We start from the raw sequence: 14,138 nt of genomic DNA, 5'->3' as shown, positions 1-14,138 counted from the left end.
GCGCCCTCCCCGGGTGTTCGGCGACCCCGCCGAACACTCCCGGACCACCGTAGAACGCCACCGCATCGGCCGCGAACGCCGAGGGCAACCGGACCGGCGACCCGGGGCGGGGTTCGGCCTCCTTCGCACCCGGTGCCGAACCCCGCACCGGGGCGATTCCTTGGAACCGTCAACGCGGGACACCACCGACCACCGGGAGCCACCGATGTCCACCGAACCGAATCCGTCCTGGCGCGAGAAGCTCACCCTCGCGGCCGTCCGCGGCGCCGTTGCCGGCGCGACCCGGGCGATCGTCACCTGGTTGCTGGAGCGCTGATCCGGCACCGACACCGCGAGGTACCGTTGGTCCACGATGGACACGATCCCGGCGCCATGCCGCGGCGTCCGGCACGGCTGATGACGTGCACAGCGTCGAACTGCTCCCCGACGACCGGCTGGACGCGCACGTGCGCGCGCTGTGGAGGCGGCTGCGGGAGGCCGGGCTGCCGAGCCTGGCCCGGCACCCGCACCCGACGAACCGGCCCCACCTCACGGTGCTGACCGCGTCCGCGATCACCGATGCGCCGGATCTGCCGCTGCCGGTGGCGGCGGAGCTCGGGGCGGTCACGCTGCTCGGCCGGGCCCTGGTGCTCGAGGTGACGCCGACGGACGAGCTTCGGGCGATCCACGCGGAATGCTGGTCGGCCCTCGCGGCCGCGGAGCCGTGGCCCGGGCCGGGGGAGTGGGTGCCGCACGTGAGCCTGGCGCTGAACGTGCCGCCGCCGCAACGGGAGACCGCCCTGGCGGTGCTCGGCGACGTCGCGCCGGCCCGTGGGCAGTTCGTCGCGGCGCGCAGCTACGACACGCGGAGCCGGACCGTCACCGACCTTCCCTGACCGTCCGGCGGCGCAGGGCGAGGAGGGTCGTGGCGGCGAGCACGGCGGTGACGGCGAACCCGGCCGGGTAGCCGGTCGCGGTGGCCAGGAGGCCGAAGCCGGCCGCGCCAGCGCCGAGTCCCCCGTCGTAGGCGACGCTCCACACGGCGGTGACGGCGCCGTACCGCGAGGGCGGTGCCGCGTCCAGCATCACGGCAAGACTCGCGGTCTGCAGGGCGCCGAACCCCGCACCGAAGACGACGGCGGCGGCCAGGACGGCCACCGGATGCGCGGCGACGGCGAGCGCGGCGAAGCCGGTGGTGGCGGCCAGCATCGCGGGCGCCAGGAGTCGCCGCGGGCCGTGCCGGTCGCCGGCCCTGCCCGCCCACCAGCGGGTGACGGTGGCGGTGAGCGCCTGCAGCAGCAGGGCCGTCGCGACGACACCGGCGCCGGCGTGCGGCAGCGCCGCGGGCAGGAACGTCGCGACGATGCCCGCGAGCGTGCAGGCACCGCCGAAGACGATGGCCGGGCGGGTCAGGACCGGCTCGCGCAGGGCGCGCATCATCCCGTCCGCGGCGCGGTTGTCCGCGTCGGGCTGCGAAGACGCGGAAGCCCCGGCTCGGTCACCATCGGCGCGGCCGTCTGTACCGGATGGCGAGGGCGGGCGGCGGGTCACCGCGTCTGCGTCGGGTGGCGAGGGCGGGCGGCGGGTCACCCCGTCCGTGCCGGGCAGCAGCGGCAGCGCGAGCAGGGCGGTGAGGGCGAGGACCGCGCCGGTGGCGTACGCGGTGGGAAAGCCCGCGTGCGCGGCGAGCCACAGCCCTGCGGGCATACCGACCACGGCCGGCACCCCGGAGACGACACCGACCAGGCCGAGCCCCTCACCGCGGCGGTCCGGCGGGAGCAGCTGCGCCGACCAGGCGCCGCACGCCACGAAGAGCGTCGCCGCGCCGATGCCGCGCAGCGCGCACACGGCGAGGACCGCGCCGAAGGCGGTCGTGACGATGAGCCCGAGAGCGGGCAGGCCCAGTAGCAGCAGTCCGGCGGCGATCACGGCGCGGTACCCGAACCGGGCCACCAACCGCGGCAGCACCAGCTCCGCGACCACCGTGGAGGCCATGAGCACGCCGGTGGTCAGCCCGGCGGCGGCCCCGCCGGCACCGGAGGCGGCGACGGCCGCGGGGACGACCGGCAGCAGCGCGTAGAAGGCGGTCAGGCCGAGCAGGTCAACGGTGGACACCAGCAGCAGCGACCGGCTGAGCAGCCGTGGCCGGGGATCGGTGTGCGTCGTCATGCATCGACCGTAGAAGCCGAACGGTTCGCTCAACAGTGCCGAAGACCCGGCGGCAATTCAGGACCAATTGTCGACGTGCACCCAGTACACCTGGCACACCCACACCAACTGGACCCCGACCTACGACACCCTCGACCCCGCCGGCAAAACCTCCCTCGTCTTCGACACCATCGCCGTCCCGGCCGGTCGAGGCGTTCCACAGCAGCACCTCGCCGCTCGTGCCGTTGGTCGCGACGAGCCGTTCGTCGCCGGAGACGTCGACACACCACAGCCGGTTGCCCGGGGACGAGGTGTCCCTGAGCGTCCGGGCGGCCTGGAGCCGGTGGTGCCACGCGACGCCGGCCGGCGCCGCCACGTCCCGCGCGGCCGGGGGCGGGGTCGCCCGGACCTGTGCCCGGGCCCGGACGGCGGGCGTCGGTTCAGCCCCAACTCCAACGGTGCCTGCCCCCGGCGCGGCGGCGGGCGCCGTGCGGGGCACCACCACCGGCGGAGTCTGCGACAGCGGAGTCTGTGGCGGCGGGGCGGTCCGCACGCTGCCCTCCGCGACGGCCAGCTGCGGCTGGTCGCTGACGACCGGCTCGACCCGCAGCGCGCGGTGCAGCAGGGTCGCCACGAGCGGAGTGCGGCACGCGCCACCGACCAGCAGCAGCCCGGCCACCTCCGACTGGCCCACGCCGGCGTGGCGCAGCGCCGACTGTGTCACGGCGACCGTGCGCTGCAGGTGCGGCAGGGCGGCCCGCTCGAACTCCTCGCGGGTGATGTGCAGCGTCGTCGCGGCCAGCGGGACGTACAGGTCGGCGCTGGAACGGCGGGACAGCTGCTCCTTCGCGGCGCGGGCCGCCGTCCGCAGCTCCCGCGCCGCGCGGCGGTCCTCCTCGCCGGCCGGCCACTCGAGGCGCCCCCACGCCGCCTCGTGCCCGCCCGTGAGTGCCCGGGCGTGCATGACGACCGCCTGGTCGAGATCCAGGCCACCGACGTCCTCCAGGCCGTCGACCGCGACCACGGTGAAGCCGCCGTCGCCGTCGGCACGCACGATGCTCAGGTCGAACGTGCCGGCGCCGAGATCGAAGACGATGAGGCAGCGGCCTCGCGGGACGTCGCGGCCGAGGACGTCGGTGAAGTACGCGGCGGCGGCCACCGGTTCGGCGAGCAGCCGTGCCCCGGCCAGGCCGGCCTGCTCGGCGGCGGCGCGCAGCGTGGCCTTGCGGGTCGGGCCCCACGTCGCGGGGTGCGTGAGCGTCGGCACCAGCGGCTCACCCGACGCGGCCTCGACGGCCTGCTCGTGAACCCGGCGCAGCACCGCCGCGATCAGCTCGGTCACGGGCCGGGACTCCTCGCCGAGCCACACCGTCTGCTCGTCGATGCGCCGCTTCGGGTTCGGCTCCAGCGCGCCCGGGTGGGCGATCGCGGCCCGCTCCGCCTCGTCGCCGACCAGCAGCCCGTGCTCGGCCGAGGCGAGCACGGCCGAGCCGAGCAGCGGCGAGCCGTCGAAGAGCAGCGGCCGGACCTGACCGCCCGCGGTGGCGATGACCGCTGCCGTCGTCGTCGTGCCGAAGTCGATGCCCAGGCGGACCATCGGCCCAGGATACGGATCACGCGCTTGCCCCTCACGTGGCGTCATGGCGGATAGTCGGTGCCGTGGAAGCGCAGTTGAGCGTCGGGCGGGTGGCCGAGCTGGCCGGAGTGTCCGTCCGGACGCTGCATCACTACGACGAGATCGGCCTCGTGCGGCCGTCCTCACGGACCGCGGCGGGGCACCGGGCCTACTCGGCGGGCGACGTCGTGCGGTTGCGGGAGGTGCTGGCGTACCGGCGGCTGGGCTTCGGCCTGCGCGAGATCGCGGACCTGGTCGACGACCCGGCCACCGACGCGGTCGCGCACCTGCGCCGGCTGCGCGGCCTGCTGCTCGACCAGCGCGACCGCGCCGCCGCCATGGTGGTGGCCATCGACAAGGAACTGGAGGCCCGGGCAATGGGGATCAGCACACCGCCGGAGGAGCAGCTGCAGGCGTTCGGCGCACGGTTGTACGACGCCATCGGGTCCGCGTACCCGGCGACCCGGCGCACCGAACCGCGCATCGCCGCCCGGATCTGGGCGGCGCTCGGGGACGCGCGGACGGTCCTGAACGTCGGGGCCGGCACGGGCTCCTACGAGCCGCCGGACCGCGACGTCACGGCGGTGGAGCCGTCGGCGGTCATGCGGGCGCAGCGTCCCGCGGGCGCGGCGCCGTGCGTGGCCGCGGTCGCCGGGCGCCTGCCCTTCGAGGACCAGTCATTCGACGCGGCGATGGCGGTCAGCACCGTGCACCACTGGCCCGACCCGGTCGCCGGGCTGCGGGAGATGCGGCGGGTGGCCCGTCGCGTGGTGGTGCTGACGTACGACGCCGACAGCACCGACCGGCGGCAACGGTTCTGGCTCGTCCGCGACTACCTGCCGGAGTTCGCGGAGCTGCTCGTCGGCTGGCCTTCCGTGGCCGACATGACCCGCGCGATCGGGGGCCGCGCGGAGCCGGTGCCGATCCCGTGGGACTGCGCCGACGGCTTCTTCGAGGCCTACTGGCGCCGGCCCGAGGCATACCTCGACGAGCACGTGCGCCGCGCGGTGTCGGTCTGGACCAGGGTGGGGCAGCACGCCGAGCGGCGGGCCGTCAGCAGCCTGCACGACGACCTCACCTCGGGCCGGTGGGCCGAACGCAACCCAGGGCTCGCCGACCTCGACGCCGCCGAGCTCGGCCTCCGCCTGCTCGTCGCCTGAGCCTCTGGTCCTGTCAGGACGCGCCGGTGTGGGCCGCGTCCAGATGCTTGCGTCTCGACGGGCGCGCTGCGCCGGCCTCCCGGTCCTCCAGGGAGTCGACGAGGCGGGTCAGGAGCGCTTCCAGGAGGTCGTGGTCGCCGTCGGCCGTGGGCAGCGCCGCCATGCTGGCCTCGACCCGCTGGCTGACCCGCTGGTGCAGCCGGCGGCCGCGGGGCGTGAGGTGGGCGCGGATGCGGCGCCGGTCGATCTCGTCGATCCGCCGGTACACCAGGTTCTCCTCCACGAGGTGGTCGAGGAGCTTGGTGAGCGTGGCCGGCGGGAGGAAGGCGTGCTCGGCGATCTCGGTCATGTGATGGCCGGCGCCGTCGGCGAGCAGGGTGATGACCCGCCAGGCCTCCGGCGTGCAGCCCTCGGTGTCGAGGATTGCGGCGAGGCGCCGGCCCAGCAGCCGCTCGGCCCGCGTCAGCAGCCGGATCAGGTCCTGGGGCTGAGGCGTGCGCGAGATCGTCATGCCACTCCTACGGCCGGTGAGCAGTGTCATGCTACAGAACGGCCGCATCCGTGGGAACGCTCTGGAGATCATGCGCGGCACCGGGAAGCATGACGCTATGTCTCGGTCTGACCGGCTGGTCTCCGGTCCGGTGCTGCCGGATCCGTTGCCGCGCGGGCATTCCGAGCTGCTGCGTGTGAGCGGCGAGACGCTGGACGTGGCGCTGGTCGTGCCGATGCGGGGGCCGGCCGGGATCTTCGGGCCGAGCTGTGAGCTGTGCGCGGAGCTGGCCGTCGAGGAGGTCAACCGGGCCGGCGGCGTGCTGGGGCGCGAGCTGCGCCTGGTGCCGGTCGACGGCGGTGCCGCGCCGGAGCGGGTGGCCGCCGAGGTCGAGGCGCTGGTGGCGGTCGGGGCGGTGCACGGCGTCACCGGGTGGCACATCTCGTCGGTGCGGCAGGCGGTGGCGCCGCGGATCGCGGGGCGCGTGCCGTACGTCTACACGGCGCTGTACGAGGGCGGCGAACGCACCGATGGGGTGTTCCTGACCAGCGAGACGCCCGACCAGCAGCTGTACCCGGCGATGCGGACCCTCGCCCGGGAGCGCGGGCTGCGGCGCTGGTTCGTCGTCGGCAACGACTACGTCTGGCCGAGACGCACCGCGCGGGCCGCACGGCGGTACGCGGCGCAGTGCGGCGCACGCATCTGCGGCGAGGTGTACGTGCCGCTGGGCACGCACGACTTCGCCGACGTGCTGCGCCGCGTCGAGCACGCCGAGGCCGACGCGGTCCTGATGCTGCTGGTCGGCAACGACGCCGTGCGGTTCAACCGGGCGTTCGCCCGGTACGGCCTGGACCAGCGGTGCCTGCGGCTGAGCACGCTGATGGACGAGAACATGCTGCTGGGCAGCGGCGCGGCGGCGACCCGCGGGCTGTTCAGCACCGCGGGGTTCTTCGCGTCGCTGGTGACCGCGGAGAACCTGGACTTCCACGGGCAGTACGCGCGCCGGTTCGGGGTCGACGCCCCGCCGCTGGGCAGCCTGGGCGAGTCCTGTTACGAGGGGGTGCTGCTGCTCGCGGCGCTGATCGAACGGGCTCAGTCACTCGATGTCCGGGCCATTGACGCCAGTGCCGGGACGGTTTTTTACGAGGGGCCGCGCGGGCTGCTGCGGATGCGGGGCCGGCACATGCGCCAGCGTATATACCTCGCCGAGGCCCGCGGGCTCGAGTTCGACGTGGTGACCCAGTTGTAGGACGCTCTTGACAGCGTGAGCCGTCGACATCGAAGATGCTTCCTGCGTGAAGCATCTCGGGAACCTCCGCACGTCGCGGACCTTCCGGATGTTGGACTGCCCCCGCCCGCGTGCCCGTCCGCCGCGGTGGGGGCCTTCGTCGTGTCCCATTCTGCCGGCCTATTGGCCGGCTATTTTTTTCACGTCCGCAAGCCCTGCGACGCAGCGTGCAGAAACGGTGAATTAAGGGCTGGGAAACGTCGCAGAAATCAATCTCGATGACGCTGACCGCACACCAGCACCTGGACGCGTAGTGCCGCTCGCCACGAGCCGCGGCCATCGAATGTTCAGGCACGACGAATGCGTGCGCCAAACACCGAATGCCGAATTTCGTGCTCCTGTGGGGAGCAAGGAGGTTCCATGTCCAGGTTCCGCGGACGCCGCGTCGCGGCGTGTGCAGCGATGCTCGCAGCAGCATTGACGCTCGCCGCATGTGGCAGCAAGACCGGCGAGAAGGCGGCCGGCCCCGGCGCGGCCGCCGACACCTCGGGTGACACCGTCAAGGTGGGCCTGCTCAACTCGCTGTCCGGCACCATGGCCATCAGTGAGGTCACGGTCCGCGACTCGCTGAAGCTCGCCGTCGAGGAGATCAACGCCGCCGGTGGCGTGCTCGGCAAGAAGATCCAGCCGGTCAGCGAGGACGGCGCCTCCGACTGGCCGACCTTCGCCGAGAAGGCCGAGAAGCTCATCCAGCAGGACAAGGTCGCCGCCGTGTTCGGCTGCTGGACCTCGGCCAGCCGCAAGGCGGTCAAGCCGGTCTTCGAGAAGAACAAGGCGCTGCTGTTCTACCCGGTGCAGTACGAGGGGCTCGAGCAGTCGCCGTACATCTTCTACACCGGCGCCACGACCAACCAGCAGATCGTGCCCGGCCTGGACTACCTGAAGTCGCAGGGCAAGACCTCGATCTACCTGGTCGGCAGCGACTACGTGTTCCCGCGGACCGCCAACAAGATCATCAAGGCGTACGCGGCGGCCAACGGGATGACCGTCCTCGGCGAGGACTACGCGCCGCTCGGCTCCACCGAGTTCGGCACGATCGTCAACAAGGTCAAGGCGTCCAAGGCGGCGGCGGTGTTCAACACCCTCAACGGCGACAGCAACGTGGCCTTCTTCAAAGAGTACAAGTCGGCCGGCCTGACCGCCGCGTCGATGCCGGTCGTGTCCGTGTCGATCGCCGAGGAGGAGGTCAAGAGCATCGGCACCCAGTACCTCGACGGCCAGCTCACCGCGTGGAACTACTACCAGACCACGACGGGCGCCGCGAACGACAAGTTCGTCAAGGCGTACAAGGCCAAGTACGGCGCGGACAAGCCGACGTCCGACCCGATGGAGGCCGCGTACACCTCGGTCTACCTGTGGAAGGCCATGGTCGAGAAGGCCGGCACCTTCGACGTGGAGAAGGTCAAGGCCGCCTCCGACGGCATCACGTTCGACGCCCCCGAAGGCAAGGTGACCGTCGACGGCGCCACCCAGCACATCTACAAGACGGCCCGCATCGGCAAGGTCGGCGCCGACGGCCTGATCACCGAGGTGTGGAACTCCGGACAGCCCGTCAAGCCCGACCCGTACCTCAAGGGTTACCCCTGGGCGACCGGCCTGTCCTGACCTCCCGGCCCGGTGGCGCAGGACGGCCCGTCCTGCGCCACCCCCGCCCGCATCCGAACGGACGTTTCCGATGGTCATCGTCAGTCAACTGTTCACCGGCGTCAGCATCGGTGCTGTACTGCTGCTCATCGCGCTCGGCCTGGCCCTCACCTTCGGCCAGATGAACGTCATCAACATGGCCCACGGCGAGTTCATCATGACCGGCGCCTACACCGTGTTCGTGCTGCAGCAGGTCATCACCGTCGCCGGCCTCTCGCTGCTCGTGGCGCTGCCGGTCGCGTTCCTCATCGCCGGGGCGATGGGCGTGCTGCTGGAGTTCCTGCTCATCCGCCGGCTCTACGCCCGCCCGCTGGACACGCTGCTGGTCACCTGGGGCGTCTCGCTGATCCTGCAGCAGGCGGCCAGGGACATCTTCGGCGCCCCCAACGTGCAGACCCGCGCCCCCGACCTGCTCACCGGCAACGTCAAGATCGTCGGCGACCTGGTGCTGGCGAACAACCGCCTGTTCATCCTCGCCCTCGCACTGCTCGCCGTCGCGGCGCTGACGTTGGTCATGCGGTACACCTCCCTGGGCCGGCGGATCCGCGCGGTGGTGCAGAACCGTGACCTCGCCGCGGTCTCCGGCATCCCGACCGGCCGGGTCGACCGGCTCACCTTCTTCATCGGCTCCGGCCTCGCCGGGGTCGCCGGGGTCGCGCTCACCCTGCTCGGGCCGATCGGCCCGACCATGGGCACCAACATCATCATCGACGCGTTCCTCGTCGTGGTGGTCGGCGGCATCGCCCAGCTCAAGGGCACCGTCATCGTCGCCTTCGTGCTCGGCATCCTGCAGTCCACAGTGGAGTACTCGACCACGGTGAGCGTGGCGAAGGTCGTGGTCTTCATCGCCATCGTGGCGTTCCTGCAGTGGCGGCCCCAGGGGCTGTTCACCCTACGGACCCGGAGCCTGACATGAACCGCCTTCTTGCGCGCGGCGCGTCCCTGCGGGTGGGCGCCGGGTTCGCCGCCGGCGCGGTGCTGCTGTTCGCCGTCGCCCCGTTCGCGCTCTCCGACTTCCGGCTCGGCCTGCTGGCCAAGTACCTGTGCCTGGCGATGGTCGCGATCGGCATCGGGCTGGCCTGGGGGCGCGGCGGGCTGCTCACCCTCGGCCAGGGCGTGTTCTTCGGCCTCGGCGGCTACGCGATGGCGATGCACCTCAAGCTCGCCGACGCGGGTCCGGGCAACATGCCGGACTTCATGGAGCTGTACGGGCAGCTGGACGAGCTGCCGTGGTGGTGGCGACCGTTCGCCAGCCCGTACTTCGCCCTCCCGGCCGCCGTGCTCCTGCCGATGGCGGTGGCGTTCCTGCTCGGCTCGCTCGTCTTCCGCCGCCGGGTGCGCGGCGCCTACTTCGCGATCCTGTCGCAGGCGCTCGCGGCCGCCATGGCGATCTTCCTCATCGGGCAGCAGGGCACCACCGGCGGCACCAACGGGCTCACCGACTTCCAGGGCTTCTTCGGCTACGACCTGGACGACCCGGTCAACCAGCGGATGGTGTACTTCATCATCGCCGGCGTCCTGTTGCTGCTGCTGCTCGCGGTCCGCCAGCTCATGCACAGCCGCTACGGCGAGCTGCTGGTCGCGGTGCGCGACGCCGAGGAGCGGGTCCGTTTCCTCGGCTACGACCCGGCCAACGTCAAGCTCGTCGCGTTCGTCACCGCCGCGGGCATGGCGGGCCTGGCCGGGGCGCTGTTCGTGCCGGCGGTCGGCATCATCAACCCGGCGCTGATCGGCATCGTGCCGTCGATCGAGTTCGTCATCGGCGTCGCCGTCGGCGGCCGGGCGACGCTGCTCGGCCCGGTGCTCGGCGCGGTCGCCGTGGCGTGGGCGAAGACGACGCTGTCGGAGCAGTTCCCGGCCGCCTGGACCTACCTGCAGGGGCTGCTGTTCGTGCTCGTCGTCGCGTTCCTGCCGGGCGGGCTGGCGTCGCTGGTCCGGATGGCGCGCGCCCGGCGCCGTACCGCGGAAAGCCCACCCGGCACCGCGGAAAGTCCACCCGGCCGGACGGCGTCCACGGCCGGTGCCGCACAGGAGGTGGCCGCATGAGTGACGAGCTGGCAGGGCTACGGATCCGGGACCTGCGGGTGGTCTTCGACGGGTTCCCCGCCGTCGACGGCGTCAGCCTCGACGTGCGCCCCGGCGACATCCGCTTCCTCATCGGACCCAACGGCGCCGGCAAGACCACCCTCGTCGACGCCGTCACCGGCCTCGTCAAGGCGACCGGATCCGTGTGCTTCGGCGAACAGGAACTGCTCGGGCGGCCGGTGCACCGCATCGCCCGGCTCGGCGTCGGGCGCACCTTCCAGACCGCGACGGTCTTCGAGGAGCTGACTGTCCTGCAGAACCTGGACATCGCCGCCGGCGCCGGCCGCGGCGCGCTCACCCTGCTGCGCCGCCGCCGCGGTGTGCCGGAGTCGGTGGCGCGGGCCCTGGAGGCGATCGGGCTGACCGCGCAGCGCGACCGGCTTGCCGGCACCCTCGCGCACGGGCAGAAGCAGTGGCTGGAGATCGGCATGCTGCTCGTCCAGGACGTCCAGCTGCTGCTGCTCGACGAGCCGGTCGCCGGCATGAGCCAGGACGAGCGGGACGCCACCGGCGAGCTGCTCGGCGTGGTCGCCCGGGACCGGACGGTCGTGGTGATCGAGCACGACATGGACTTCCTTCGCCGGTACGCCCGCACCGTGACCGTCATGCACGTCGGCAAGGTGCTCTCGGAGGGCACGGTGGCCGAGGTGCAGGCCGACCCGAAGGTCCAGGAGGTCTACCTGGGACACGCCGCCGAGCCCGCCGTCCAGGAGGCCTGATGCTCCAGTTCGACAACGTCCACGTCGGGTACGGGCGCAGCGTCGTCCTGCACGGGATATCCGCCGACGTGCCGGCCGGCGGCGTCGCCGCGGTGCTCGGCCACAACGGCGCCGGCAAGAGCACCCTGCTGCGCGCCGCCATCGGGCTGCTCAAACCCCGGCAGGGGACGATCCGCCTGGACGGCGAGGACATCACCGGTCTCGCGCCGCACCAGCGGGTCGCCCGCGGCATGGCGTACGTGCCGCAGGGCCAGCAGTCCTTCCCGCACCTGACCACCGCCGAGAACCTCCAGCTGGTCGCGGACGGCCGCCCCGGCGGCAAGGAGGCGACGGCCGAGGCCCTCGACCTGTTCCCCGCGCTGACGGGACTGCTCGGCCGCCGGGCCGGTCTGCTGTCCGGCGGGCAGCGCCAGCAGCTGGCCATCGCCCGGGCACTGATCACCAGGCCGCGCGTGCTGCTGCTGGACGAACCGACCGAAGGCATCCAACCGACCGTCGTGGCGGAGATCGAGCAGACGATCCTGGCCGTGGCCGGCCGTGGCGGCGTGTCGGTGCTCCTCGTTGAGCAGCACGTCGGCTTTGCGCTCGCGGCGGCCGGGCGGTACTACGTTCTGGAGGCCGGCCGGGTCACCTCGTCCGGTCAGGGCGGCGAGGACGCCCGGACCGCGGTCCGGCAGGCGCTGTCCGTATGACCTGGAGGACTCGTTGTTCCTGACCCCGCACGAGCAGGAACGCCTGCTCATCCACGTCGCCGCCGACGTGGCGCAGCGCCGCCGAGACCGCGGCCTGCGACTCAACCATCCCGAGGCGGTGGCCGTCATCACCGCCTTCCTGCTGGAGGGCGCCCGCGACGGCCGCACCGTCGTGGAGCTCATGGAGGCCGGCCGGCACGTGCTCACCCGCGACGACGTGCTCGACGGAATCCCCGAGATGCTGAAGGAGGTGCAGGTGGAGGCCACGTTCCCGGACGGCACCAAGCTGGTGACTGTGCACCACCCGATCGCATGATCCCCGGCGAGGTCTTCCCGGCCGACGAACCGGTCGAGATCAACGCCGGCCGTCCGGTGACCACGCTGATGGTGACCAACACCGCCGACCGGCCCGTCCAGGTCGGCTCCCACTACCACTTCGCCGAGGCCAACCCCGGTCTGGACTTCGATCGGGCCGCGGCGTGGGGACAGCGGCTGGCCGTCCCGGCCGGGACCGCCGTGCGCTTCGAGCCCGGCGTCAGCCGCGAGGTCGACCTCGTCCCGCTCGGCGGCGCGCGCGTCGTCCCGGGGCTGCGCGGCGAATGCGGCGGTGCGCTGTGAGCTACTTGGATCGGCGGCGCTACGCCGCCCTGTACGGGCCGACCACCGGCGACCGCATCCGGCTCGCCGACACCAACCTGATCGTCGAGGTCGAGGCCGACCACTGCGCCGGCGGCGACGAGGCCGTCTTCGGCGGCGGCAAGGTGATCCGCGAGTCGATGGGCCAGTCCCGGGCCACCCGCGCCGAGGGCACCCCCGACACCGTCATCACCGGCGCGGTGATCCTGGACCACTGGGGGATCGTCAAGGCCGACGTCGGCATCCGCGACGGCCGCATCGTGGCGATCGGCAAGGCCGGCAACCCCGACATCATGCCCGGCGTCCACCCGGACCTGGTGATCGGGCCGTCGACCGAGATCGTCGCCGGCAACGGCAAGATCCTCACCGCCGGCGCGGTCGACACCCACGTGCACTTCATCTGCCCGCAGCTCGTCACCGAGGCCCTCGCCGGCGGCGTCACCACCCTCGTCGGTGGCGGGGTCGGCCCGGCGGAGAGCAGCAAGGCCACGACCGTCACCTCCAACGTCTGGCACCTCGCCCGCATGCACGAGGCGCTCGACGTGTGGCCGGTCAACGTCCTGCTGCTGGGCAAGGGCAACACCGTCTCCGAGGAGGCGATGTGGGAGCAGTTGCGCGGCGGGGCGGGCGGGTTCAAGCTGCACGAGGACTGGGGCACCACCCCGGCGGCCATCGACGCGTGCCTGCGCGTCGCCGACGCCTCCGGCGTCCAGGTGTCCATCCACACCGACACGCTCAACGAGGCCGGGTTCGTCCAGGACACCCTGCGGGCGATCAACGGGCGGGCCATCCACTCGTACCACACGGAGGGCGCCGGCGGCGGCCACGCACCGGACATCATCACCGTCGCGAGCCTCCCCAACGTGCTGCCGTCCTCGACCAACCCGACCCGGCCGTACACCCGCAACACGCTCGCCGAGCACCTGGACATGCTCATGGTGTGCCACCACCTGTCGCCGGACATCCCGGAGGACCTGGCGTTCGCCGAGAGCCGGATCCGGCCCTCGACGATGGCCGCCGAGGACCTGCTGCACGACCTCGGCGCCATCTCGATCATCGGCTCGGACTCGCAGGCGATGGGGCGCGTCGGCGAGGTGGTGATGCGGACCTGGCAGACCGCCCACGTGATGAAGGCCCGCGTCGGCGCGCTGCCGGGCGACGGCGCCGCCGACAACCACCGCGCCCGCCGGTACGTCGCGAAGTACACGATCTGTGCGGCGATGGCCAACGGCCTGGAGACCGAGGTCGGCTCGGTGGAGGCCGGCAAGCTCGCCGACCTGGTGCTGTGGGATCCGGCGTTCTTCGGTGTCCGCCCGCACGTGGTCATCAAGGGCGGCATGATCGCGTGGGGGCAGATGGGTGACGCCAACGCCTCCATCCCCACCCCGCAACCGGTCCTGCCGCGGCCGATGTTCGGCGCATACGGTGTCGTGCCGGCGGCGACCAGCGTCGCGTTCGTCGCCCCGGCGGCCATCGAGGCGGGGCTGGAGCTGGACGTCCGGCGCCGGCTCGTCCCCGTCGCGGACGTCCGGTCCCGCGGCAAGGCCGACCTCCCGCACAACGGCGCCATGCCGCGCATCGAGGTCGAGCCCGACACGTTCACCGTCCGCATCGACGGGGAAGTGGTGGACCCGGACCCGGTGACCGAGCTGCCCATGGCCCAGCGGTACTTCCTGTTCTAG

Annotated in this window: 14 protein-coding genes; 11 read left to right on the top strand and 3 right to left on the bottom strand. The window is 72.6% G+C overall.

The genetic code is table 11. From position 1 onward, the window contains the following. Positions 1 to 401 precede the first annotated feature (401 nt). A complete protein-coding gene (locus tag ABZ321_RS50780; RefSeq protein WP_354903601.1) occupies positions 402 to 875 on the top strand; it encodes a 2'-5' RNA ligase family protein in 474 nt (157 codons plus the stop codon). On the opposite strand, the gene ABZ321_RS50775 is transcribed toward ABZ321_RS50780, so the two are convergent. Further along, complete coding sequence (locus ABZ321_RS50775) at positions 859 to 2,148, bottom strand: MFS transporter (RefSeq protein ID WP_354903600.1); 1,290 nt, start codon at positions 2,146 to 2,148, stop codon at positions 859 to 861. The genes ABZ321_RS50780 and ABZ321_RS50775 overlap by 17 nt on opposite strands. Beyond that, positions 2,081 to 3,724, bottom strand: a complete 1,644-nt coding sequence (locus tag ABZ321_RS50770; protein WP_354903598.1) for an Hsp70 family protein — start codon at positions 3,722 to 3,724, stop codon at positions 2,081 to 2,083. Before ABZ321_RS50770 ends, ABZ321_RS50775 begins: the two co-directional genes overlap by 68 nt. Before the next feature lie 62 nt (positions 3,725 to 3,786). Between ABZ321_RS50770 and ABZ321_RS50765 the strand changes: the two genes are divergently transcribed. Further along, positions 3,787 to 4,902, top strand: coding sequence for a MerR family transcriptional regulator (locus ABZ321_RS50765; RefSeq protein WP_354903596.1), 1,116 nt, complete (start codon positions 3,787 to 3,789; stop codon positions 4,900 to 4,902). Positions 4,903 to 4,915: 13 nt separating this feature from the next. Here ABZ321_RS50765 and ABZ321_RS50760 read toward each other — a convergent pair whose 3' ends face one another. After that, positions 4,916 to 5,413, bottom strand: coding sequence for a MarR family transcriptional regulator (locus tag ABZ321_RS50760; protein ID WP_354903594.1), 498 nt, complete (start codon positions 5,411 to 5,413; stop codon positions 4,916 to 4,918). 97 nt (positions 5,414 to 5,510) lie between these two features. Here ABZ321_RS50760 and ABZ321_RS50755 point away from each other — a divergent pair, with 97 nt between their 5' ends. The 9 genes from ABZ321_RS50755 to ABZ321_RS50715 all read left to right on the top strand — a co-directional run bounded on the left by ABZ321_RS50755 (position 5,511) and on the right by ABZ321_RS50715 (position 14,138). Beyond that, positions 5,511 to 6,641 (top strand): substrate-binding domain-containing protein, encoded by a 1,131-nt coding sequence (locus tag ABZ321_RS50755; RefSeq protein WP_344505892.1) that lies wholly within the window; start codon positions 5,511 to 5,513, stop codon positions 6,639 to 6,641. Positions 6,642 to 7,040: 399 nt separating this feature from the next. Continuing rightward, complete coding sequence (gene urtA, locus ABZ321_RS50750; protein WP_344505891.1) at positions 7,041 to 8,285, top strand: urea ABC transporter substrate-binding protein; 1,245 nt, start codon at positions 7,041 to 7,043, stop codon at positions 8,283 to 8,285. 70 nt (positions 8,286 to 8,355) lie between these two features. After that, positions 8,356 to 9,240, top strand: coding sequence for an urea ABC transporter permease subunit UrtB (gene urtB / locus ABZ321_RS50745; protein ID WP_344505890.1), 885 nt, complete (start codon positions 8,356 to 8,358; stop codon positions 9,238 to 9,240). Beyond that, positions 9,237 to 10,370 (top strand): urea ABC transporter permease subunit UrtC, encoded by a 1,134-nt coding sequence (gene urtC, locus ABZ321_RS50740; protein WP_344505889.1) that lies wholly within the window; start codon positions 9,237 to 9,239, stop codon positions 10,368 to 10,370. The genes urtB and urtC overlap by 4 nt, the downstream gene beginning before the upstream one ends. Then, positions 10,367 to 11,128 (top strand): urea ABC transporter ATP-binding protein UrtD, encoded by a 762-nt coding sequence (gene urtD, locus ABZ321_RS50735; RefSeq protein WP_354903591.1) that lies wholly within the window; start codon positions 10,367 to 10,369, stop codon positions 11,126 to 11,128. The genes urtC and urtD overlap by 4 nt, the downstream gene beginning before the upstream one ends. Further along, positions 11,128 to 11,820 (top strand): urea ABC transporter ATP-binding subunit UrtE, encoded by a 693-nt coding sequence (gene urtE / locus ABZ321_RS50730; RefSeq protein ID WP_344505887.1) that lies wholly within the window; start codon positions 11,128 to 11,130, stop codon positions 11,818 to 11,820. The genes urtD and urtE overlap by 1 nt, the downstream gene beginning before the upstream one ends. A gap of 13 nt (positions 11,821 to 11,833) precedes the next feature. Beyond that, positions 11,834 to 12,136, top strand: coding sequence for an urease subunit gamma (locus ABZ321_RS50725; RefSeq protein ID WP_354903590.1), 303 nt, complete (start codon positions 11,834 to 11,836; stop codon positions 12,134 to 12,136). Continuing rightward, positions 12,133 to 12,438, top strand: a complete 306-nt coding sequence (locus tag ABZ321_RS50720) for an urease subunit beta (protein WP_344505885.1) — start codon at positions 12,133 to 12,135, stop codon at positions 12,436 to 12,438. The genes ABZ321_RS50725 and ABZ321_RS50720 overlap by 4 nt, the downstream gene beginning before the upstream one ends. Then, positions 12,435 to 14,138 (top strand): urease subunit alpha, encoded by a 1,704-nt coding sequence (locus tag ABZ321_RS50715; RefSeq protein ID WP_354903588.1) that lies wholly within the window; start codon positions 12,435 to 12,437, stop codon positions 14,136 to 14,138. Before ABZ321_RS50720 ends, ABZ321_RS50715 begins: the two co-directional genes overlap by 4 nt.

Source organism: Dactylosporangium sp. NPDC006015, from assembly GCF_040614215.1.
In the GTDB taxonomy this organism is placed as follows: domain Bacteria; phylum Actinomycetota; class Actinomycetes; order Mycobacteriales; family Micromonosporaceae; genus Dactylosporangium; species Dactylosporangium maewongense.
Note: the sequence above shows the minus strand (reverse complement) of the source record. Positions and strands in the feature narration are given on the sequence as shown.